The organism is Kitasatospora sp. NPDC088346 (assembly GCF_044740765.1).
GTDB lineage: Bacteria > Actinomycetota > Actinomycetes > Streptomycetales > Streptomycetaceae > Kitasatospora.
Map to the genome: position 1 here is coordinate 42,630 of NZ_JBIURH010000043.1, position 22,028 is coordinate 64,657.

Consider the following 22,028-nt stretch of genomic DNA (forward strand, 5'->3'; position numbering starts at 1 on the left):
CCCCCTCTTATCCGCCTCGTAGCTTCTTTCCCAGTGCAACGAGCACTACCCGGGTTCACCCCCAGGTGCCAGAGCGGCCGGCTGACCTCCGGTGACGCGCGGCACCGACCGCAGCGCAGGCCCCGTACGAAACGGGCGCCGCGCACACCGGTCGGGAGGGTGGCCGGGGCGGCGCGGCACGTCGGACACGTGCACGGCCGCCTTGCGGACGCGGCAAGCGAACCACGCCCTTCGAGGGCCTGGTTCCGCATGCCCGCCCGGGGCTGTCGAGAGGAACCTCATGACCTTCCGTAACGAGACTGCCGCTGCCACCACCACTGCCACCAAGCGCAACCGCGTGCGGATGGCCGTTCTGGGCAGCGTCGTCGTTGCCCTTCCGGTGGCCGGCCTCGTCACGGCCACCTCGGCCTCCGCCGCGTCGGTGGCCACCTGGGACAAGGTCGCGCAGTGCGAGTCCACGGGTAACTGGAGCATCAACACCGGCAACGGCTTCTACGGCGGCCTGCAGTTCACCTCCAGCACCTGGGCCGCCTACGGCGGCACCTCCTACGCCCCGCAGGCCAACCTGGCCACCAAGGCGCAGCAGATCGCCGTCGCCGAGAAGGTGCTGGCCTCCCAGGGCCCCGGCGCCTGGCCCGTGTGCTCCGTGAAGGCCGGTCTGACCAAGGGCGGCGAGGCCCCGCAGGTCGACACCGGCGCCGCGGCCACCACCAAGACCGAGACCGCCCCGAAGGCCGCCGCCCCGAAGCCGGCCGCCCCGAAGGCTGCTGCGCCGAAGGCCGACTCCGAGCGCGCCAACCGCTCCACCGAGCGCCAGCCGCTCGCCGCCGAGGCTCCCGCCAAGGCCGCCGAGGCTCCGAAGGCCGCCGCGCCCGCCGCCCCGGCCGAGCAGACCAACGGTGGCACCTACACCGTCAAGAGCGGCGACACCCTGAGCGACATCGCCGCCGCCAAGGGCCTCGACTGGAAGACCCTGTACAAGAACAACGCCGCCGTCATCGGTGGCGACGCCGACCTGATCCTCCCGGGCCAGGTCCTGTCCGTCTGACGGACGGTGTGAGGCGGACGGTGTGACCGGGCACCACCCGGTTGCCTGTTCTCCGGTTACCTGTTCCCCGATTTCCGGTTCTCCGGTTCTCCTGGTCCGATCGGCGCCATTCATTGGTACCTCTTGGACCATGGGAATCCCTCGAACCTCCCGGATCCGGTAGCTCGTTGGTTCGTCGGCTCGTTGGCTCGATGGGAACCTGACCTCCCATCGAACCCGTGTGAAGGCCGTCGGCCGTCACCCCCTCGCCGGGGGTGCGGCCGGCGGCCTTCGCCGTACCGGGAGATGGGCGGACCGGGTGGGTGAGAAGGGCGGGACGGGTGGGATCGGCGGGACGGCTGGGGACCCGGACGGCCGAGCCGGGCCCACGCGCCGAAGGCGCCGTCCCGGCCCGCCGCCTACCGTCGGTGGATGGGCATACGTGCGCTGAACCGGGTGCTGGCGATCGCCGCCGCCCCACTGCTGTCCGTTCTCCCCCTGGCGCCGGAGACCATCGCGGCCTCGGGTGCACGGCGGACCCCGGACCAGATCTGGGACGCGATCGCCCGCTGCGAGAGCGGTGGTGACTGGCACGCCGACACCGGCAACGGCTACTACGGCGGCCTCCAGATCTGGCCACCCACCTGGGAGGACGCTGACGGGCTGCGCTTCGCCACCAGGCCCGACCTGGCCACCCGTCGCGAACAGATCACCGTCGGCGAGACGATCCTGAGCCGACAGGGCTGGGCGGCCTGGTCCGGCTGCGCCGAGAGCCTCGGCCTGTCGCGCGCGCCGACCCGGAGCGGCTAGGTCCTGACCGTCACTGACTCCCTCGCCGTCCTCCGGAGCCTGTGGACTCCCCGGAGCCGGTGCGAGGATGGGGGTGTGCCCGGCGAACTGTTCCCCCGCGAACGCTCCGACCCGGCCCCCGGGGCCGTCCTGCTGCCCGACTGGCTCACCCACGCCGAGCAACTCGAACTCGTCGCCGCCTGCCGTGAGTGGGCGCGTCCGCCGGCCGGCCTGCGGACCGTCCGGCTTCCCACCGGCGGCCAGATGTCCGTGCGCACCGTCTGCCTGGGCTGGCACTGGTACCCGTACGGCTACGCCAGGACCGTGGTGGACGGCGACGGCGTGCCGGTGAAGCCGTTCCCGCCGCTGCTGGGCCGCCTCGCCGTCCGGGCCGTCGCTGCCGCCTACGGCCCGGACGGCCTCGACGGCATCGCCGGGGCCGAGGCGTACGAGCCCGACGTGGCCCTGGTCAACCACTACGCGGAGGGGGCGCGGATGGGCCTGCACCGGGACCGCGAGGAGCGGGTGGACGCCCCGGTGGTCTCGTTCTCGCTCGGGGACGGTTGTGTGTTCCGACTTGGGAACACCGAGACCCGGACCCGTCCGTGGACCGACCTGGAACTGCACAGCGGCGACCTGCTGGTCTTCGGCGGCCCGTCCCGCTTCGCCTATCACGGGGTGGTCCGCACCCTCGCCGGGACCGCTGACCCCGCGCTGGGGATGACCGGCCGATTGAACATCACCGTGCGGCAGTCCGGACTGGAATGATCCCAACCTCTCACCCTGTCCGTACGTCCCCCTGCCACCGGCCGCCCTCCTTCCCCTCCACGTCTCCGCCCCTCCACGCCTCCCGATCGCCGCCGACTACCTCCGGTCGCCCGCCCCGGGCGGCGGGAATTCCGGAGCGGCGAGCAGACTTCTGGGTAGACGAAGGCGGCGGGACCGGGTGGAGTGTGCCTCTCGGACCGGCCGTCGGCCGGAGAGGAACAGACCATGGGAACGCCCGTCGACCAACTCGTCGATCTCCTCGACCTGGAGCAGATCGAGCTCAACATCTTCCGGGGCCGCAGCCCCGAGGAGGCCCTGCAGCGGACGTTCGGTGGCCAGGTGGCCGGGCAGGCCCTGGTCGCAGCAGGGCGCACGGTCGAGGACGGGCGCCCCGTCCACTCCCTGCACGCCTACTTCCTGCGGCCCGGCGTCCCCGGCGTCCCGATCGTCTACCAGGTGGACCGGATTCGCGACGGCCGCTCCTTCACCACCCGCCGGGTGCTCGGCATCCAGCAGGGCCGCTCGATCTTCGCCCTCACCGCCGACTTTCACCTGCCCGAGCAGGGCGGCATCGAGCACCAGGACCCGATGCCCGACGTCCCCGCCCCGGAGGACCTTCCCAGCGCGCTGGAGGAGGTCGGGTCCAAGCTCGGCGAGCTGCCCCCGTTCATCAGCCGCCGCCAGCCGTTCGACATCCGGTACGTCGACCGGCTGCGATGGTCCAAGGAGGAACTGGTCGGCGTCGAGGCGCGCAGCGGCGTCTGGCTCCGGACCAACGGCGCACTGCCGGACGACCCGCTGATCCACGTCTGCGCACTCACCTACGCGAGCGACATGACCCTGCTCGACGCCGTCCGCGCGCCGGTCGAGCCGTTGTGGGGCGAGCGGAACTTCGACATGGCCTCGCTCGACCACGCGATGTGGTTCCACCGCCCGTTCCGGGCCGACGACTGGCTGCTGTACAAGCAGGAGTCACCGATCGCGCACGGCGCGCGCGGCCTGGCCCGCGGCGAGATCTACGACCGGAGCGGCCGGCTGGTCGTCTCCGTCGTGCAGGAGGGGCTGTTCCGTCCCCTCGCCGCCGACCGCCGCTGACCGACCCCGCCCCGCGGCAGGGGTGGGCCCGCACCTGCTGTTCCGACGTCCGGTTTCACACACCCAGGGAGGGGATGGTCCGATGACCGCCGCCGAGGAATGGAAGCACTGGACGGAGGCCCGCACCGCCTCCGTCAGCGCACCGCACGGACCGCTCGCACTCACCGGCACGCACTGGCTGGAGCCCGAGCCGGCCAGGATCACCGGCCTGCCCGGCCTCTGGTCGGCCGCTGACGGCCTGGTCCGCGTCAGCGCCACGGCGGCGGACGGCATCCGGCTGGAGACACCGGGGCACGACCCGCAGGACGGCCTGCTGGACGGCGAGCACACGCTGCGCCCCGACACCGACCCGGTGCCCCAGCCGGCCACCCTCGGCGACGTCCGGCTCGTCCCGATCGAGCGGGAGGGCGAACTGGCGCTGCGGGTCTTCGACCCGGCGTCCCCCGCCCGGACCGCCTTCGCGGGGATCACCGTCTACCCGTACGCGCCCGAGTGGGCCGTCCCGGCGGTCTTCACCCCGTTCGAGGACGACCGCGCCGTGGTCGTCCCCAACGCGGACGGCAGGGAACGCCCCCTGGAGGTCACCGGCCGGATCGCCTTCCGCCTCGCGGGGGAGGACCACACCCTCACCGTCAGCCGCTCCGGCGAACGCCTCACCGGCGTGATCGCCGACGCCACCAGCGGCCACCAGACCTACCGCTTCCGCTTCATCACCCTCCCGGCGCCCGGCACGCACGGCCGTACGGTGCTCGACCTCAACCACGCCTACCTGCCGCCGTGCGCCTTCGCCGACCACTTCGTCTGCCCCTTCCCGCCGCCGGGCAACCGGCTGACGGTGGCGGTGGAGGCGGGGGAGAAGCAGGTGCTGTCGAGGTGACCCCGGTGGGGGAGCGGGATGGGCGGTGGACGAACATGAGTCTCCGTGTCGACTGATCAACCGGCCACCGCCGCCGAGAATCCGCCTACTGCCGCCGCTGCTTCTGCTGCTGCCGCTGCCGTGCCTGCTCCCGCTCCCGTCGTTCCGGAACCCGTACCCGGGCGGCCCTCGCCGGGCGGCCGCTCCGGGCGACTGGCGGCTGCCGCCCGCAACACTCTCGCCGACATCGGACCGCTCCGCGACAACCCCGACTACCGTCGGGTCTGGGCCGGGCAGTCCGTCTCGGCGATCGGGCAGCAGATGACGGCCGTCGCCGTCTCCGTGCAGGTCTACGACCTGACCGGGTCGAGCTTCGCCACCGGGCTGGTCGGCCTGTTCTCGCTCGGCCCGCTCATCGCCTTCGGCCTCTACGGCGGCGCCGTCGCCGACCGGGTCGACCGGCGCAAGCTCGGACTGATCGGCTCAGCCGGCCTCGCCGCGGTCTCCGCGGTGCTGGCCGTCCAAGCCCTGCTCGGCCTCGGCGCGGTCGCCCTGCTGTACGCCGCCGTCGCGGTGCAGTCGGGCTTCTTCGCGCTCAGCTCCCCGGCCCGGTCGTCGATGATCCCGCGCCTGGTACCACGTCACCATCTGCCCGCCGCCAACGCGCTCAACACCATCAGCATGAACCTGGGCATGACCGTCGGCCCGATGCTCGGCGGCATCCTGATCGGCGCGTACGGCGTCCGGTCCGCGTACCTGGTCGACACCGTGGCGTTCGGCGCCACCCTCTACGCGATGTGGCGGCTGCCCACCATGCGGCCGCTCGGTGACGCCGGCCGGCGGGCCTCCGTCCTCGACGGCCTGCGCTTCCTGCAAAAGCAGCCCAACCTGCGCACCAGCTTCCTCGCCGACCTCGCCGCCATGATCTTCGGCCTGCCCAGGGCACTCTTCCCCGCCATCGCGGTCGGCTTCTACGGCGGCGGGCCCGGAACCGTCGGCCTCCTGGTAGCCGCGCCGGCCGTGGGAGCACTCGCGGGGGCGCTGTTCTCCGGCTGGATCGGGAAGGTGCACCGGCACGGGGCGGCGGTGCTGGCCGCGGTGTGCGCGTGGGGGCTGTCCATCGCGGCGTTCGGGCTGGTGCGGGACCTGTGGCTCGGACTGCTGCTGCTCGCGGCGGCGGGCTGCGCGGACACCGTCAGCATGATCTTCCGCAACACCATGATGCAGGTAGCCGCGCCCGACGAGATGCGCGGCCGCCTCCAGGGCATCTTCATCGTCGTCGTCGCCGGCGGCCCCCGCCTCGGCGACTTCGAATCCGGCACGGTCGCCGCCCTCACCACCCCCACCATCTCCGTGATCACGGGCGGCCTCGCCTGCGTCGCCGCCGTCCTCCTCCTCGCCGCCCGCCGCCCCGCCTTCCTCCGCTACGACGCCCGCCACCCCACACCCTGACCTGCACCTCCCCCCGACACCACCCCGCCCCGCCACCCCCGGAAACCTGGCAGCGAGCACCCCTCCACGTGCTGTATTGTTTTCCACGTCGCCGGGAGACCGGAGACAAGGTCGAAGAGCCGAAGATCACCACACGGTGACCGGAAGCGATCAGACCACGGGACGTGGCGCAGCTTGGTAGCGCACTTGACTGGGGGTCAAGGGGTCGCAGGTTCAAATCCTGTCGTCCCGACAGTGATGTCGGAAGGCCGTTGGCCGGGAGTAATCCCAGGTCAGCGGCCTTTTTGTTGATGGCCCGACAGGTGGGGCGCGGCGCTGGGGTAGACGGTCCGTGATCTTGCCAGGGACCAGCCGGGGACCAGCGAGTCGGCGAAGCCAGGACCCGCCGCGGCTCACCATGGTCCTGGGAGCGCACGCGCATTGGGGCTTTCGGATCTTGCCGCATCAGCGTGCACCGTTGGGCGCCCGACGGGTGCGCCGCCGACGCAGGCCCCAGGCCGCCAGCCCGGTGACCAGCTCTCCTTGGGTTCAGGAGCTTTGCGTGGTTGATCGCGTTTGCCCCGGGCGAACGGCAAGTGCGGCGCCGGTACCACTTGCGCCGCAGGGTGGCCATTTGCACTGGCAATTGGCCAGCTTGGCGACTTGCCCGGTCGGCCTTGGAATCAGCGCTGTCGCCGGCCAGCCCCGGGCTTGCGGGCAATACCGGGTAGGTGCGTGCCGATTGCCGAGGCGCGCGCCGTCAGTTGCCCTCTCGGAGTCAGCACGCCAAAGGCGTACGCTGACTCTCTGTCAGGAGCGGCGACAAAAGGTCGGCTGGGGGCGGATTGATGCTGACGTGGATCGAGGCCGTGGTTGCTGGGGCGGGCGGTGGACTGATCGCCGAAGCGGTCGTCACCTACGGACGTCTGCGCAGCTGGCAAGAGGCACGACATGCGGCACGGGCGACCGAGGACCCGCTCCCGCCGCTCGGTAGGTTCGTCGATCCACTGGCAGACTCGCTCGCCGCACTCGTGCGCGTGGCGCTGGGAGGCGCGGCCGGGTGGCTGCTCCATACCGAGGTCACCGGCATCTACGCGGCGGTGACTGTGGGAGCCTCCGCCCCTGCACTGTTGGCCCAGATCGGTCGGGCGACCACGCCGACCCAAGCTGTCCGCAGGCCTGGCGAAGCGGTGCCGGACGCGCCTCCGGCCCCAGCGGACCACGGAGGGGCGCCTCCCGTTCCGAGGGAGGCGTCGTGATGGCCGCAGACTCGGTCGCCCGGCGCTCCTGGCGCTCGTTCACCGGCGGCACGGTCGCCCACCGTCCCCTGGCAGGGGCCCGCGCCCGCGAGGGGTACACGCTGCGGCAGCGGCTCTGGGCCTCGTTCATCGGAGCGGACCTGCCCGCCGGACCGCTCGTCGCCGGGTCTGTCTCCCCGGGGGAACCGGCTGGAAACCGGAATCCGGATTCTAAGGCTGCGCGCGATCGGTCACGCTCCCGGCCGATTGCTCCGGGTTGGTTTTCTCTCCCGCAGCTTCCGCAGGCCGGCGGCCTGGCCGCTGCGGGAGGAGACACCCTGCTGTTGGAGGCAGCCTCCCCGGATGGCACCGCCCGGTTCCTCGTGCGCAGCCATGGAAACTTCCCCCCTGGGTACAGCCTGGAACTCGTCGTGCACGGAGTTGAGGGCACCGTGCCACAGATGACGGTAGTCGAGTACTCGAGCCTGGTCGGTCCTGAGCAGGTGTTGCTCGTACCCGTGGTTCGGGGGCGTTTCGGACCTGCCGCCTCGTACGTCCGGCTCCCGGGCTTCGGCGGGGAGGGATGGAGGGCCTCCGTGACGGCTCCGGTGGGTCCGGACAGTACGTGGGACGGCGCGACGGTCGCACTGTCGGTCGGCGCAGCGCTCAATGATGCGACCCGTGATACCTGGCGCCAGGTACGGGCGCTGATCACGGATGTCGGTCTTCGTCGCGTCATCGACCAGGAGTTGCGGTGACCGGGGCAGGGGGACCGGGGCAGCGCGCGAGTACCCGGGATCCAGCCCCCTCGGACGCTGTGGCGACGCGCCGAACCAGCGGGCGCTGGCGGGGGGCCCGTGTCGGCTCCACGGCTCGGAGCACGGTCGAGGGTGTGCTGGAGCGGGCATCCGGCCCGCAGGCCGCAGTCCGGGAGCTGCTCGGCGAGTCGGCGTTGTGGTGGAACTGCTGCAGCGAGGGGGTTCGGGACGATCCGGTATGGCTCGCCGGTCGTGGCTGCGAAGAACTGCACGCCTGGCTCGGGGCGACCGCATCGGACCAAGAGCACGCTGCTGTGATGCGAGCCGATCACCCCCTCCTCCTGGCCAGGGCGCTCGTCGCGGCCAAAGGCGGCGCCGAGGAGCACGACGTCGCACTCCTGCAACTGCTCAGGGCATGGGAGGGCGGCGGGCTGCTGTGCTCCGAGGTCGCTCCCGGACCCGCACGGCCGTCCGGCAAGGAACTCGCCGAACTCTCACCCCGTCTCGCCGGCGGAATCGACGGCCTCCTGCAACGGAGCCAGCAACTGCGCAATGCTGCGACTCCGGGCGGGCCGTCGTCCGCTGCCGAGGGACTTCTGGTGATCGCCGCGCTCATGATGGCGGGCATCGCACCGCGCAAGCGCGCTGTGGTCCGGGTCCCGGTGGTCTTCAGTCGCTCATCCGGACGGAGTGGAGAGGCCCCGTCCGCCGAGGGCGTCACCGGCGTTCTGGAACTGCGCGAGTTCCCTCCGGGACCGGCGGGACTGTATCCCGACCCTCGAACGATGGACGGGGTGCGCAGCCAGAACGGCCAGTTCGCCGCAGCGCTGGGCGACGCTTGGCGTCTGGCGGGTTCACAACGCGAAGGCCGCTGCGTGGTGTGGCGGATCGTTCTGTCCGACGAACCCACGGCTCCGGACCGGATCGAGGGACCCTCGCTCGGTGTGGCCTTCGCACTCGGACTCCGGGCCCTGCTCCGGCACCGGCCGGGTGTGGGCTGGCTCCGCGACGTCTTCTACGGACTGCGCCCGCGCACCGCGCTCACCGGTGCCCTTGATGCGGACGGTCATTTGCTCAGGGTCGCCGGTTTGGACGCCAAGCTGCTCGCCGCGCGCCGCAAGGGCCTTCGCCTGGTGGCGCCTGAGGCGAACCGGCTCGAGGTCTTAGGCGCCGCTCCCCGTCCCGGTGATGTGAGGTTCGCTGCCACCCTGCGCGAAGCCGACCGGTACGCCCGGCAGTTCCGTACCGGTCGCATCGCCGTCTCGGCGCTCGTCCTCGCTGCCGTTACGGCCGGGGTGTTCGCCCTCCACCAGCGCGACCTGGCACAAGTAGGTCGGCAAAGCGCCCTGGTCAGCCAGGTCTCGGCCCGAGCGGATCAGCTCCGCGCCACTGACCCCTCGCTCGCGGCCAGGGTAGACATCGAGGCGTACCGCCTCAGCCCCACCGGGGATCACTACGCGCGCTTGCTCGAAGACGCGAACAAGCCGCTGTCCACCGTTCTGAGCGACTTTCCCGGCAGCGTCCTTGCAATGACGTTCAGCCCCGACGGCCGTACTCTCGCCGCCGTGGGCTCCGACGGAGCCAAGGGTGTCCTGGGCTTGTGGGACATGGCGAACCCGGCGCACCCCACGCTGTTCGGCGAGGCTGTCCGGGTCCGCAACGGGGTTAGCCAAGTCAGGTTCAGCCCTGACGGACGGACTCTCGCGACCGCCGGCGTCAACACCGTCGACACGGTGCAGTTGTGGGACGTGACGGACCGGGCGCGTCCCCACGGACTCGGCGAGCCCCTCGCCGGCACTCCGATGGGCCCGCTGCAGTTCAGCCCTGACGGACGCATCCTCGCCACCGGCAGCAGGAAGGTCGAGGACGAGCAGCTGTGGGACGTGACCGACCCCACGCACCCGGCGCCGCTGGGTCCGCCCCTCCGGCATACCTCGGCGGTGAACACGGTGGCGTTCAGCCCTGACAGCCGCACCCTCGCCACCTCCTCCGTGGAGGACGGGGTACGCCTGTGGAACGTCGCGGACCCCGCCCGTACTGTGCCGCTCGACAAGATCTGGACCAGTGCCAGCTCGCTGACGTTCGGGCCGGACGGCCGCACGCTTGCCGCCTCCGATCACGGAAGCGTGCGCCTGCTGAACGTGGCCGATCCAGCCCACGTGGTCGCGGTGGGCAGAGCACTGACAGGCTCCGCCAGCGTTGGCTCCATAGCGTTCAGCCCGGACGGACACATCCTCGCCACCACCTTTGCGGACCACACCGTGGGGCTGTGGAACACCGCCGACCCCGCACGTTCCACGTCCCTCGCCCCGCCCCTGGCCGGCCACACCGCCGCCATCTACTCCGTGGCGTTCGGCCCTGACGGGCACACCGTTGCTACCGCATCCGAGGACCGCACCGTACGGCTGTGGCACCTGCCCACCGCCCTGCTGACCGGCCACACCGACATCGTCACGGAAACGCTGTTCGGCGCAGGAGGGCGCCTTCTCGCCACCGCCTCCACCGACCTCACCGTACGGTTGTGGAACACCGCGGACCCGGCCAGCCCCACTCCTCTCGGCCGAATCCAGGACTCCGACAGCACCATCACATCCATGGCCCTCAGCACCGACGGACGTGCTCTCGCCACCAGTGTCTACGGCGACAAGCGCGTGACCCTCTGGAATCTGGCAGAACCCGCCCGTCCCACCGGGGCCGCCCGGATCACGAACTTCTCCGCTGGCGTCAGCACGGTGGCGTTCAGCCCCGACGGACGCATTCTCGCCACTGCGACCTCCACCGGCATCAGCGGCGGCGACAACAGTGTGAGGCTGTGGGACGTGTCGGACCTGACCGGTGTCCGCCTGCGCGGCCAGCTGCCGACCGGCGCCGTGACTGTGGGCGGTACGATCGCGTTCAGCCCCGATGGACGTACCCTCGCCGTCTCCGGCCGCTACGTTAACGACACGACGCAGTTGTGGGACGTGACCGATCCGGACCGTCCGGCCCGATCCGGACCGCCCCTCAACGGGGGCTCTATCTCGCTGGCGTTCAGCCCGGACGGCCGGACCCTTGTCACCACCACTTCCACGGGCGTCACCGACGGTACGGTCCGGTTGTGGAACGTCTCCGACCATTCCCGCCCCGCCCTGCTCGGCCAACCGCTCAGCGGCTACACCAGCCCTGTCAGAGCAATGGCCTTCAGCCCCGACGGGCATGTCCTCGCCACCGCCGGAACCAGCGTGCGCCTGTGGCGCGTCACAGACCCGGCCCACCCGACCGCGATCGGCCAACCCATGGCCATCGCCGCTGCGGAGCTCACCTCCCTGGCGTTCACCCCGGACGGCAGCACCCTCGCCACCGCTGGCTACGACCACACGGTGCGGCTGTCGGCGCTGGGAGCGGCCCAGTCCGTCCGACAGATCTGCACGAGCACCAACACCCCGACTCGCCCGCAGTGGCAGCAGCATCTCCCCATGCTCCCCTACCACGACGCCTGCGGCTGACGGCGAATCCCGCAGGACAACGATCAGCTACCCATCCCCTGGCACATCGTCCCGGGCGCCGAGAACCACCACCGCCCCCATCCAGGGAGCAATCAGGGAAATCTTTTGCCAGTCACATCCCCAAAGGCCGACCACTGGTGAAAGCCCTGGCCACCCATAGGTGAAACAGGCCCGCCGACCCCGACCGAAGCGTCCCAGCCGAAGCTTGGTCCAGAAGGTTGGAGAGGGGCAGTTCTTCGGTATGCGTGGTTCTGCGGGCTGGTCCTGACCATGCTGCCGCTCGCTCCGTTGTTCGGGGTCTCGACGGCGACAGTGCGCCGCATCGTCCAGCGCCTGGGCCCGAAGGCGGCTCGGGGTGGCCCCAGGGCGGTCCGCGTTCGACTTCACACGAGGTCGCCAGCCTGCCAGCCCGGGGGGACCTTGGGCAGCCCGATCAGGGCATCGATGTTCAGGTGCTCGGCGAGCAGGGCTTTGAGGTTGCGGCCGTCGATGAGGCGGATGCGGCCGTTGCGGTGGGCGAAGTCGTAGCTGGCCTTGCCGAACCATGAGGTGGTGACGAGGATGCCGTAGCCGGCGTCCTTGTCGTGCATGACGCCGGCCAGGGCCCGGACGGTCTCCACCGGGACCGCGTTCTTGGAGCGCTTGGCCTGGATGGCGAAGACGCTGGAGCCCGTGGGGTCGTTCAGGGTGGCGACGGCGTCCACGCCGTCGTCGCGGGATCCCTGGGTGCGCCAGGTCTCGTAGCCCATGGCTTCGAAGAGCTCGCGCACCAGGCGTTCGAAGTCGTAGGGGTTCATCTGGAGCAGGTCGGGCCGACTGTCCAGGGTGGCGACCACGGCGGTGTCGGTGATGATGCGGTAGCGGGACAGGTCTGCCTCGACGATGGGCGTGACCGGTTCCAGGTCGTGGGGATGCTTGGAGACAGTGGCACCGAGCCGGTGGAGGCACTGCTGCGGGTCGAGCCTCGGCTCGTCCAGGACCAGTTCGGCGAAGTCCTTGCGCTGGGCGATGACACTGACGACGCACGCCCGCACGGCCTGGCCGGTCGCCGGATCCGTGGCGTTTACACGGCCGTTGAGGATGACGCTCTCCACGAACGCGGCCGGCGTGGCGGAGAACGCCTCGTCCAGTGCGCGCAGGGCCAGGCGGGCCACCAGCCGGGCGTAGGCCTCGTGGACCTCGGCCTGTTTGGCGGGTTGGGGGACGACCTCGGCCCGCTGCGCGACGTAGCGGTAGGAGGCCACCGCGGGGACGATCTCGTGGTTCGGGAGCTCGATGTCGACGAGGAGCTGCTGGGCCTCGGGGACGTAGACCGCGTTGGCTGCCGTTCGGCAGCCCGGGGGAACGGGGGAGCGCCGCAGCAGGTCCTCGACCATCTCCGCGACGCTCTCGGGGCCCTCGTGAGTGAAGGCCTGTTCGACGTGCGGGTGCCACAGCTCGAGGCCCTCGGGGCGTAGGAGTAGGACACTCTCCAGCTCCTCACGGCGCCGGTTGCACTCGGCGGTGCCCGCCTCAGCCTGGGCTTTGAGCCGGGCCGTCTCCGCTTGCCGGGCTTGCCGTTGGGCTTCCCTCTCGGCTTGGGCGTCCTCGCGCTTCCTCGCCTCCTCCGCCCGGCGACGAGCCGTCTGCCGCTTGGCCAACTCGGCTTCCACACGGGCGGCTTCCTTCGCGCGGGCGGCCTCCTCACGTTGGAGGTGCTTCTCGCCAGCGGCCAGAAGCCGGGCGTGTTCGACGGCGGGGTCCACCTTCCGCTTCCTGGGGCGGGGTGGAGCCGTCGGTGCGGAGGAACCGGTCGGCTGTTGTTGCCCTCGCTGCGCCTCCGCGGCTCGTGCCTGCTGCTTCAGGCGGTACGCCTCGGCGAGGACTTCCGACACAGTCTTTCGGCGTGCCACCCAGTCCACCCCCTGGTCCACGGCAGCGCGGACCCGCGTAGGGGTCCGCGCTGCCTGCGCGATATGCCAGCAGCCCTACCCGGCTGGGGCCGCCGGAAATCCGCCGCGCGGTCCGAGCGGAGGCCGGACCAAACGGCGCGGGGGCGCAACGTGTGGCCACCGCTGAGGAGATGGAGCGCTCATTCGGGCGGCAACTGGGAGGGGCTACCGTCGTGCGTGCGCACCGGCCGGTTGCAGAGTTCGAGGACGGCGTCCAGCGGCACGGTGATTCCAGAGGCTCGGAGGCTGCCATGGATGTTGCGTGCCATCTGCTCGCGGCGCAGCAACCGGACCCAGGGTTCCGCATCTTCTTCATTGTCTGCCACAAGTCCACTTCTACAGCAGGGTGGTTGGCGATGACAGGCTCACGGCTGCGGGCAGCCGGTGGCCGGAGGATTCCCGGAGGCCGCCGTTGAAGCCGCTTACTGGACGAGACGCAGATGGCGCACTGGCGCCTCTGCCGGTGCCGGATGGGCGGGTGCTGCCGTCTGCGAGATGTGCCGGTCCGCCGACAGGTGCCTGCTGAGGGTTCGGCCGGCGTTCTCGATGGAGCTCTTGTCCGGGTGAAGGTAGCGCTGGGTTGTGGTGATGTGCCCGTGCCCGGCGATCTTCTGGAGGACATGAATGGGGACGCCGGCGTCGGCGAGCCACGTGAGGCCGGTGTGCCGGAGGTCGTGCCGGCGCAGGTACTCGTAGCCGAGGCTGACGACGACTTCGTCCCAGTGGGTGGCGTCGCGAAGGATGGCGGTGGTGATCCGGCCGCCGCGCGGTCCGGTGAAGAGTCGGGCCATGGGGTCGTTGCCGACCACGTTCATGCGCCAGTTCACGAGGTCGCGGATCTCTTCGATGATGGGGACGGTGCGCCGTCGCTTGCCTTTGGTGCCCTTGTCGATGAGGCCGCCGGGGCCGGTGGTGGTCTGGCGGCACAGGTCCCAGGTCCAGTCGAAGCGGTTGATGTCCTTGACGCGGACGCCGGAGACTTCGCCGATGCGGGCGGCGGTGCAGGCGGCGAAGCGGACGATGTCGCCCCAGCCGCGGTAGTGGTTGTGGGAGCGTTCGACCAGGGCGTTGGCAAGTTCGTCGAGGGCGTCCCAGTCGGCGAGGGCGAGCGAGCGGGGATCGTCGAGTTCGTCCTCGGCTTTCTTGTAGAGGCGTTGCCAGCCGCTCATGCGTGAGGGGTTGAAGTCGATGAGGCCGTCGCGGACAGCTTGCTCCATGACGCGTACGAGCGGGGCGAGGCTGTTCTTGACGGAGGAGACGGTGAGTCCGTCGGCGATCCACGAGTGGAGGGCCCGGTCGGTGATGCCGTTGGTGATGTTGACGACGGGTATGTGGCCGAGGACCGGGACGACGCGGAGATTCCACCCAGCGGTGTAGGGGTCGAGGGTGGTTGTCTCCAGGCCGCGCATCGCCAAGTCCCAGTTCTCGTCGCCGTACTCGGCGAGGGTCATGGTGAGGGTCCTGGGGGTGATGCCGCGCCCTGCGGCCCGTTCCATGCGGGAGATCCAGGCCTCGGCTTCCTCCTCCGTGGAGACGGAGGAGGAAGCCGACTTGCGGCCGCCGCCGTTGGGGTCTGTCCAGCGCACGCGGGCGCGGTAGCGGAACTCCGCGCGGCGGTCGGGGCGGTGTTCGATGTCGGTGGTGAGCTTGACACCCATGGGGATGAGCTGGGTGTGATCGGACATTCAGGCTGCCTTGGATGGGTCGGTGCGCTTCTGGGCGAGCCACACCTGCGTGTCGGGGATGCTGTAGAGGTAGAGCCGGGGCGCGATCTGCACAAAGGGCGGCCCCTGCGGAGGAGTGGCGGAGCGCCAGCGCCGCAGGGTCGACGGATCGACCTTCAGCAGGACCGCGAGTTCCTCGGTCGAGTACCACCCGCTGTGCAGAAGGTCGAACTCCGATGCAGCTTCGATCTCGTGTGCGATGACGGCGGGGGAGTCCGGGGTCGGAGCGGGAAGCCGGCTCGCGGCGGAAACGTGGTGTCGGACGTGCATGGTCTCCCTCTGGCGGGGTGGTGGAGCCGCTTGGGCTCGGCCGGACACGCCTACAGTCACCTGGCCACCCGAGACGGCGGAACAGGGTTTGGCGTGCTGAATTGGGCAGACCGTACGTGCGCGGTGGTCTTCAAGGCGTGTCGAGATCCTGGTGGCATGCTGCGCGCATTGCCACCTCACGTCTGCCGGCATCCGCCGAGACCGAATAGGCCGCTGGTGTCTGTCCAGGTCACCGGGAAGGAGTCGCTTCTCTGGGGTAGTCGTGGTTGCGACAACGGCGCAGGTCGCAGATGGCGCTCTTGACGGGTGAATCGCGGCTGAAGAGCGCGCAACGGTTCGGACGGACACACGACCGGTGAGCAGCTGCTACGGACATAGCAGTCATAAGGGAGCGCGGAACCGGCTGCGGTGCGGGTGTGGACGGACGCGGTATTGGTGGGCAACGCGCTGGCCAACTGAGTTGAAGCAGAGCGCTCTGCCAGGTGGGGAGCCTGTCCCTACGTAGGTGACCCTGCGTCAGCTGATTCGCGTCAAGGGCGCCATCTGCGGTGCGCATGGCTCGTGACCTGCACGAATATGGCCACGCATGTACCGCACATGTGGCGGATGAGGCGCACCGAGACGGGCGGCGCCGGAGGTGGACGGCGGGACGAAAAGGCCCGCTCCGGGACAGGGTGCGGACATGACGACGACAGGCGACACTCCCGTCCTGCCCGACCCGCGGGTCCAGCCGACCATGACCGTGCCGGAAGCTGGCCGGCTCTTCGGCCTCCAGAAGGCCGCGAGCTACAACGCGGCCCGGCGCGGCGACATCCCGACGATCTCGGTCGGCCGGCGCCTGCTGGTTCCTACCGCCAAGCTGCGCGCCCTGCTCGGCATCGACGTGGTCGCCCCCACCGACGTGGCGGCCTGAAGCGCCCGGCGTCCGATCACTCATCTGCCGGACTGCGGCCCCGGCACACCACCCTGGTAGGAGACCACCGGCATGTCCTGGTTCGCTGTTGGAGACAGCACCGACGACCACTTCAAGACCCTCGCAGCGGGTAACGCGGCCCTTGGGCTGTGGGTCCGCTGCGGCGCCTACGCCAGCGCCCACCTGACCGACGGCGTGATCCCCAGGGCGGTCGCCGCCAAGAACGGCACCGCCTCGCAGATCCGGAAGCTCGTGGCGGCCGGGCTGTGGCACGCCGCCCGGCACGCCTGCCCGAAGTGCCCACAGGTCCGCGAGGGCGACTTCGTGATGCACGACTACCTGGACGCCAACCCCAGCCGCCGGCAGGTCCAGGAGCGCCGCCGGCGTGCCGCCGAGAAGAAGCGCCAGCAGCGCGGCGGCGGTCATCCGTCCGCCGATGATGACGCTTCCCCGGACAACCGGGGAGCTGATCGCGTACCCGCTCAGGACACTGGCCCAGGTCAGGACGCTGCGTCCCCCCGGGACCGGAATGGCCCTCGCACGCGCCCGGCCCCTGCCCTCCCCTCCCGAAGGGAGGGGATTGATGTGTGTGCGGAGCCTGTACGTCCGTGGGTGTCGGCGCGCCGGCACCCACTTCCGGACGGCTTCGAACCCGATGCGGCGGCGCTGCTGTGGGCGTCTGCCGAGGGGCACCTCGAGCGGCTCGGCGGCCGGGAGGGGCTAGCGGCCACGACGGAGGCGTTCGAGGACTGGCATCGCGGCCGGGGCACGCAGGGCGCCGACTGGCAGGCGATGTGGCGCAAGTGGGTGCGGGAGCAGCGGCTGCGGCCCGGAGCGTCAGCGGACCAGGTGGCTGAGCGCCGTCCACGGCCGGCGCAGCACCGAGGGGTGGCGGATGCGGCGCAGGTGTCGGTGGCCGAGCGGTTCGCGAGCATCGAGCGGCGAATCGCGCTGGAGGACGGCCCGCCAGCTGCGGGGCCGAGGGCGCTGGCGCTTGTGGACGCGCCGCCTGCTGGCGGGAAGCGCCCGGCGCCAGCGGTGATGCCGGGGCAGCGCCCACTGATGGCGGCGCTGCCTGGCGGCGGCCAGGGGGCGGTGGATCCGGTGGATGTCCTGGAGGCGATCGCCGTGCACGGCCAGGCGAACGCGGTGGCGATGTACGGCTGGCGGCAGGTGGCTGCGCTGCTCGCCGTGCCGGACCCGGCGACCGGCGGGGTGTGAGCCGCGCTGCCGCGTGGAGGGCTGTCGAGGTGCCGCAGGTGCCGGCGCCCGGTGCGCTGGACGGTGACCGTCTCGGGCGCGCGCCTGGCCGTCGACGCTGAGCCTTCCGACCGGGGGAACACCGCGGTCTATCGAGACGGCGTCGGGACGGTGCGCTCACGCCGACCCAGCCGGGAGCTGCCGGTGCTGCCGTACGAGCGGCTGTGCCGCACGCGGCGACGTGCCCGCCTGGGCCGGCGCGCCGGGACCTTCGGACCTGTGATCCGGTCCCGAAGCGTCGATAAGCTGCGCGGTTTGGCGTAATTGCCTGCCAGCTGGGACGCCCTGTAGTCGCGGGCTGTCGAGGCGTCAGATGGCCGTCCTGGTGGGTGTGTCGAACAGGTGCGGGGTGTATCGCTGCGAAGCGACGCGATGCCCGCCGATAGTGCGAAGGGGGAAGGATCTAGGTGTCGGAGAGCTCCTACGAGGTGGTGCGGGAAGCGCTGCGCCGCTGGGGGAACGTGAGGCTGACCGAGGGGGGATGGCTGGCCAGGTGCCCGGCCCACGATGACCGGCAGGGCTCGCTCCTCGTGCTTGCCGCTGGCGATGGCCGAGTCGAGTTGGACTGTCTGGGCGCCGGGTGCGACCCGCAGGATGTGGCGGCGGCTCTGAGGATCGGCGCGCAGTACGTGGTGGTGCCGCCGCCGGCGTTCGAGGACGGTCCCGGCTGGATTTGGCCGGGCTACGTTCCGTCGGTCGGCCTGACGCTGATCGACGGGGAGGACGGAGTCAACACCCTGACGGTGGCGCTGGATGTGGCTGCTCGGGCTTCTGCCGGGTCTGTCCTGCCGGACGGCCAGCACCCGCCTACCGGCCGGGGTGTCGTGGTGCTGACGGCGTCGCACACCACGGCGAACGTCCGGCGGCTGCTGTCGGCCTCGGGTGCAGACGCCGAACGGACCGAAGTGATAGAGGTCCTGGGCGGGCGCGGAGGTCAGCGGGGGCTGCGGCTGCCGGCGGACGTGGCGCAGGTGGAGGGACTGCTGCGCGGCCGGGGCGTGGAGCTGCTGGTGGTGGACGTGATGCTGGTGTGCCCCTACCGAGTACCCGCGGAGAGGGCGTTGCGGGCGTTGGGCGAGGTGTCGGAGCATCTCGGGATGGCCATCCTGGGGGTGAGGGAAGCGTCCAAGCGGGCGGGCTGGCTGGCTTCGCGCCGTGCGCAGGAGGCTGCGGAGCTGGGAAGCACGGCGGCGGTGCACATGGCTGTGAACGGCCCCGAGAGCTCGATGGCGCTGGTACCGGTTGCCTGCGAGTCGTGGAGGGTGATGGGCGGCTTGAAGTTCCGCCAGGCCGGCCGTGATCGGCCGGTGGTGTGGAACTCCCGCTTCTCGCGCGGTACGGATCGGGCAATCGAGAGCGCGGACCTGTGCCGTCGGCGCCCGGCGAGCACCGGGGCCTACAGGTTCCTGGAGGAACTGCTGGCCGAGGGGCCCGTACCTACCCGGGACGTGACGGCGGCCGCCGCGGGTGTGGGCTTTGCGCCTCGCACTGTTCAGCGAGCGCGTACGCAGCTTGGTGTCGTGGCGACGAAGACGGCCCAGGGGTGGGTGCTGTCTCTTCCGCCGCAGCACGTGGGACGGTGAACGAGCCGGGCCCTTCCCGTTCAGCAAGAGCCCGGCGGGGCGGTCAGCGCGTCGGCTGGGGGCTGTTGGTGGGCTGCAGCGGGCTACGGGTGACGGTCGGGCTGGCGGTCGGAAGAAGTGTGGCCGGGCTGTTGGTGCCGGGTCCGGCCGGAGTCGGGGCTCGGCGCGACACTCCGTCGACAGCCGTGCACTGTGGCCTGCCGATCGGCCCCGACCCGTGGGGGAGTCTGTGAAGCAGTCCCTGCCGGCCCTGCCCGCGCCTCGCTCCGGCAAGGCGGGCCGCCGCCTCTACGCCGACCTCGCGGCCTCGCCCCCAGCCGTCCGCCGCCGGTTCTACGACGGCTTGGCGGTCGAGGACTGGGCCCAGGTCCTCGCCGCAGCCAAGGCAGAGGCCGGTACCCCGTACGCCCTTTGGGCCGACGACCCTGTCGGCTTCGTTGAGGACGTCCTCGGCGAATCCCAGTGGAGCCGCCAGCGCGAGATCCTGGAAGCTCTGGTCGACCACCGCCGGGTCGCCGTCCCCTCGTGCTTCGGCTCTGGGAAGACACACATCGCGGCGAGGGCCGCCGTCTGGTCCTCCGTCGTCCACCCGCCCGGCACCGCCCTCACGGTCACCACCGCCACCCGCGCCCGGCAGGTGCAGCGTCAGATGTGGCCTCACATCCGGCAGATCGTCGCCCGGGCGGGCCTGCCCGGAGAGGTGGGCGTCACCCAGTGGAAGATGCCGGACTCCCATGGCTCGGACCTCGTGGTGGCGTACGGCTTCTCGGCTCCGGACCACGACGAGTCCGCCGTTCAGGGCATCCACGCGCCGCGGTTGATGTTCATCGTGGACGAGGCGGGCGGTATCGGCCGGATCATCGGTGCCGCCATGCGCGGTGTGCTCACCGGCGAGCACACCCGGGCCCTGCTGATCGGCAACCCGCCGACCGACGACGAGGGCAGCTGGTTCGAGCAGACCTGCGCCGACCCGGCCGTGCACGTGCTGCCGATCAGCGTCTACGACACCCCGCTGATGTCGGGCGAACGAACGCGGCGCTGCCGATCCTGCCCACCGCAGGCGCCGGCGCACCTGCTCGCCTCCCACCTCGTGGACCCCGAGTGGGTGCGGGACACGATCCGGGACCACGGGGAGGACGCCCCGTTCGTCCAGGCCAAGGTGCACGCCCGGTTCCCGCGCGGCGGCCAGGCCCGGGCGATCCCGACGTCCTGGATCGAGGCCGCAGCCGACACCGCCGAGCCCGACAGTGAGGACTTCCATGTACTCAAGGGCCTCGGCCTGGACGGCGAGACCTCCCCGTACCGGGTGAAGGTCGGCGCATGGGTGCGCCTGGGCGTCGATGTCGCTGCCGGCGGCGGCGACGAGATGGTGATCGCCCGCGCGGTCGGGGATCTCGTGGAGCTGCGCCATGCCACTGCCGGCCAGGACAACGCCGACCCCGTCGCGGTCGCCGGCGTCGTGCTGCGCGAGATCCTGGCGGCTCAGGTCCTCGCGGGGGCGATCGGCACCCGGCTCCCGGTTCGGGTCAAGGTCGACGGTGTCGGGGTGGGCTGGGGTGTGGCCGGTCTCCTGGAGTCGTGGCGGAGAGATGGGCTGCACGGGGCCGAGATTGTGTCGGTCGTCGTCAGTGAGGCGCCGGGCCGCGACGACGAGGCGGCCACGCTGCGCCCAGCGACGCAGCGCGACGAGATGTGGTTGGCGACCCGGGCGCTGGTCTCGCCTGCCGCATCGGCGCTACGTCTGCGCGTGGACCGGCGAACTCAGGCCCAGCTGTCCGCGCCCAAGCTCGGCACGAGCGCAGCCGGCCGGACGGTGATCGAGTCCAAGCGGTCGATGAAGGCGAGGGGGGTGAGTTCTCCGGACCGTGCGGAGGCTGTGCTGCTGGCTCTGTATGAGCCGCAGGCGCGTCGCCGGAAGGTCCGACTTGTCGCATAGGGCACCAGTCGAATGCGCGCCGACAGTTGTCAGACGATGCATCTAATGTGCGCATGAAGATCCCACCTGTTAGACGGGGGACGAACCCGAAGGCGGCAGATCAAGCCATGTGATGGAAGTCACATCAAAAGAAGTGGCGAGGGCGGCGTTGGCGGTTATTGAATCGTTAGAGAGCCGTACTGCATATGCCAGACGGCGTCGGGGGATTCAGGAGCTTTGGCGGGGGCGTGTCACATGTCTGGACCACGCCCAACGCGCTCCTCTATTTCTCCTTACTCGGATACCTAGGTCGAGACGGAGGCGCCTCCAACCCCACGTTGGAGGCGCTACCGCCCCTGGCGAGAAAAGGATGAATCGGTGCTCACAAATCAGTTCATGCGCTACACGGCCTGCCCCCGTCAGGCCGCCCGGAAAGGAGCTTCCAAATGACCACGGCCGCTGAGAAGCTCTCGCATGAATGGGTAATCGCCGCTTACGTTCCCGTGGACGCACAGGGCGCTGCATATGCACGCCGACGCGGCGTCTACCGCGTTCCGGCCACCACCAAGGTCTCCTCCGCCGAGGTGATGTGCATTCACTGCCGCAAGCCCTATGACGAGGCCCTGCACACCGAGTGCCCCGGCTCCGACCCCACCCTCCACGGCGGCCCCGTCGGAACCCGCAAGCGACGCACCCCCGATGCGCACCCCGCCAGCACCGCCGCCGCGCCCGCCGTCCGCCTCGCCAGCACCTCGGGTGCGCGCCGCACCCCCGCCGCCAGCCACACCGGGACGCTAAGCAGCGGGGCTGCCTAGCCTGCGTGCCGTGACGACACCCAGCAGGCCCAACCCACGTACCAAGAACGACGTCGCGGGCCCCCCCCCACCCCCCGGGGGGGGCCCCGCCCCCCCCAGCCGCGTGGGCCCCCCCCCCCGGGGGGGCCAAAACCAAAGGGAAAGCAAACACCAAGAAAACAAGGACAAAG

17 protein-coding genes and 1 tRNA gene are annotated in these 22,028 nt (G+C 71.0%); 14 read left to right on the plus strand and 4 right to left on the minus strand.

The genetic code is table 11. From position 1 onward, the window contains the following. Positions 1-280 precede the first annotated feature (280 nt). The 9 genes from ACIOFR_RS33690 (at position 281) to ACIOFR_RS33730 (ending at position 11,447) form a co-directional block, all read left to right on the plus strand. Positions 281-1,048 (plus strand): transglycosylase family protein, encoded by a 768-nt coding sequence (locus ACIOFR_RS33690; protein ID WP_401003193.1) that lies wholly within the window; start codon positions 281-283, stop codon positions 1,046-1,048. A gap of 411 nt (positions 1,049-1,459) precedes the next feature. Continuing rightward, complete coding sequence (locus ACIOFR_RS33695) at positions 1,460-1,837, plus strand: transglycosylase family protein (RefSeq protein WP_401003195.1); 378 nt, start codon at positions 1,460-1,462, stop codon at positions 1,835-1,837. Between the two features lie 75 nt (positions 1,838-1,912). Continuing rightward, on the plus strand, positions 1,913-2,584 hold the full coding sequence (locus ACIOFR_RS33700; RefSeq protein ID WP_401003197.1) for an alpha-ketoglutarate-dependent dioxygenase AlkB family protein: 672 nt from the start codon (positions 1,913-1,915) through the stop codon (positions 2,582-2,584). Positions 2,585-2,809: 225 nt separating this feature from the next. Beyond that, positions 2,810-3,679, plus strand: a complete 870-nt coding sequence (locus tag ACIOFR_RS33705) for an acyl-CoA thioesterase (protein WP_401003199.1) — start codon at positions 2,810-2,812, stop codon at positions 3,677-3,679. An 82-nt stretch (positions 3,680-3,761) separates the two neighbouring features. Then, the gene (locus ACIOFR_RS33710) at positions 3,762-4,556 is read left to right on the plus strand and encodes a DUF1684 domain-containing protein (protein ID WP_401003200.1); all 795 of its coding nucleotides are present in this window, start codon (positions 3,762-3,764) and stop codon (positions 4,554-4,556) included. Positions 4,557-4,748: 192 nt separating this feature from the next. Further along, on the plus strand, positions 4,749-5,987 hold the full coding sequence (locus tag ACIOFR_RS33715; RefSeq protein WP_401003232.1) for an MFS transporter: 1,239 nt from the start codon (positions 4,749-4,751) through the stop codon (positions 5,985-5,987). Between the two features lie 158 nt (positions 5,988-6,145). Beyond that, positions 6,146-6,219: transfer RNA gene (locus ACIOFR_RS33720), tRNA-Pro, on the plus strand. Positions 6,220-7,548: 1,329 nt separating this feature from the next. Beyond that, positions 7,549-7,962, plus strand: a complete 414-nt coding sequence (locus tag ACIOFR_RS33725) for a hypothetical protein (RefSeq protein WP_401003202.1) — start codon at positions 7,549-7,551, stop codon at positions 7,960-7,962. A gap of 134 nt (positions 7,963-8,096) precedes the next feature. Further along, positions 8,097-11,447, plus strand: coding sequence for a hypothetical protein (locus ACIOFR_RS33730; protein ID WP_401003204.1), 3,351 nt, complete (start codon positions 8,097-8,099; stop codon positions 11,445-11,447). 383 nt (positions 11,448-11,830) lie between these two features. On the opposite strand, the gene ACIOFR_RS33735 is transcribed toward ACIOFR_RS33730, so the two are convergent. The 4 genes from ACIOFR_RS33735 to ACIOFR_RS33750 form a co-directional block, all read right to left on the minus strand. Continuing rightward, positions 11,831-13,192 carry a restriction endonuclease gene (locus tag ACIOFR_RS33735; RefSeq protein WP_401003206.1) on the minus strand — a complete coding sequence of 454 codons (1,362 nt, stop codon included), beginning with the start codon at positions 13,190-13,192 and terminating at the stop codon, positions 11,831-11,833. 326 nt (positions 13,193-13,518) lie between these two features. Beyond that, a complete protein-coding gene (locus ACIOFR_RS33740) occupies positions 13,519-13,704 on the minus strand; it encodes a hypothetical protein (RefSeq protein WP_401003208.1) in 186 nt (61 codons plus the stop codon). A 96-nt stretch (positions 13,705-13,800) separates the two neighbouring features. Further along, positions 13,801-15,063 carry a tyrosine-type recombinase/integrase gene (locus tag ACIOFR_RS33745; protein ID WP_401003210.1) on the minus strand — a complete coding sequence of 421 codons (1,263 nt, stop codon included), beginning with the start codon at positions 15,061-15,063 and terminating at the stop codon, positions 13,801-13,803. Beyond that, positions 15,064-15,372: a helix-turn-helix domain-containing protein gene (locus ACIOFR_RS33750; protein WP_401003212.1), complete on the minus strand. Its 309-nt coding sequence runs from the start codon at positions 15,370-15,372 to the stop codon at positions 15,064-15,066. A 682-nt stretch (positions 15,373-16,054) separates the two neighbouring features. Here ACIOFR_RS33750 and ACIOFR_RS33755 point away from each other — a divergent pair. From ACIOFR_RS33755 to ACIOFR_RS33775, 5 genes are all read left to right on the plus strand, one after another. After that, on the plus strand, positions 16,055-16,285 hold the full coding sequence (locus ACIOFR_RS33755; RefSeq protein WP_401003214.1) for a helix-turn-helix domain-containing protein: 231 nt from the start codon (positions 16,055-16,057) through the stop codon (positions 16,283-16,285). Between the two features lie 72 nt (positions 16,286-16,357). Beyond that, a complete protein-coding gene (locus tag ACIOFR_RS33760) occupies positions 16,358-17,506 on the plus strand; it encodes a hypothetical protein (protein ID WP_401003215.1) in 1,149 nt (382 codons plus the stop codon). Positions 17,507-17,952: 446 nt separating this feature from the next. Continuing rightward, entirely contained in the window at positions 17,953-19,128 is a 1,176-nt protein-coding gene (locus ACIOFR_RS33765; protein ID WP_401003216.1) for an AAA family ATPase, read from the plus strand. Between the two features lie 229 nt (positions 19,129-19,357). Next, positions 19,358-21,064, plus strand: a complete 1,707-nt coding sequence (locus ACIOFR_RS33770; protein WP_401003218.1) for a DEAD/DEAH box helicase family protein — start codon at positions 19,358-19,360, stop codon at positions 21,062-21,064. Positions 21,065-21,489: 425 nt separating this feature from the next. Further along, complete coding sequence (locus ACIOFR_RS33775) at positions 21,490-21,858, plus strand: hypothetical protein (protein ID WP_401003220.1); 369 nt, start codon at positions 21,490-21,492, stop codon at positions 21,856-21,858. Positions 21,859-22,028 lie beyond the last annotated feature (170 nt).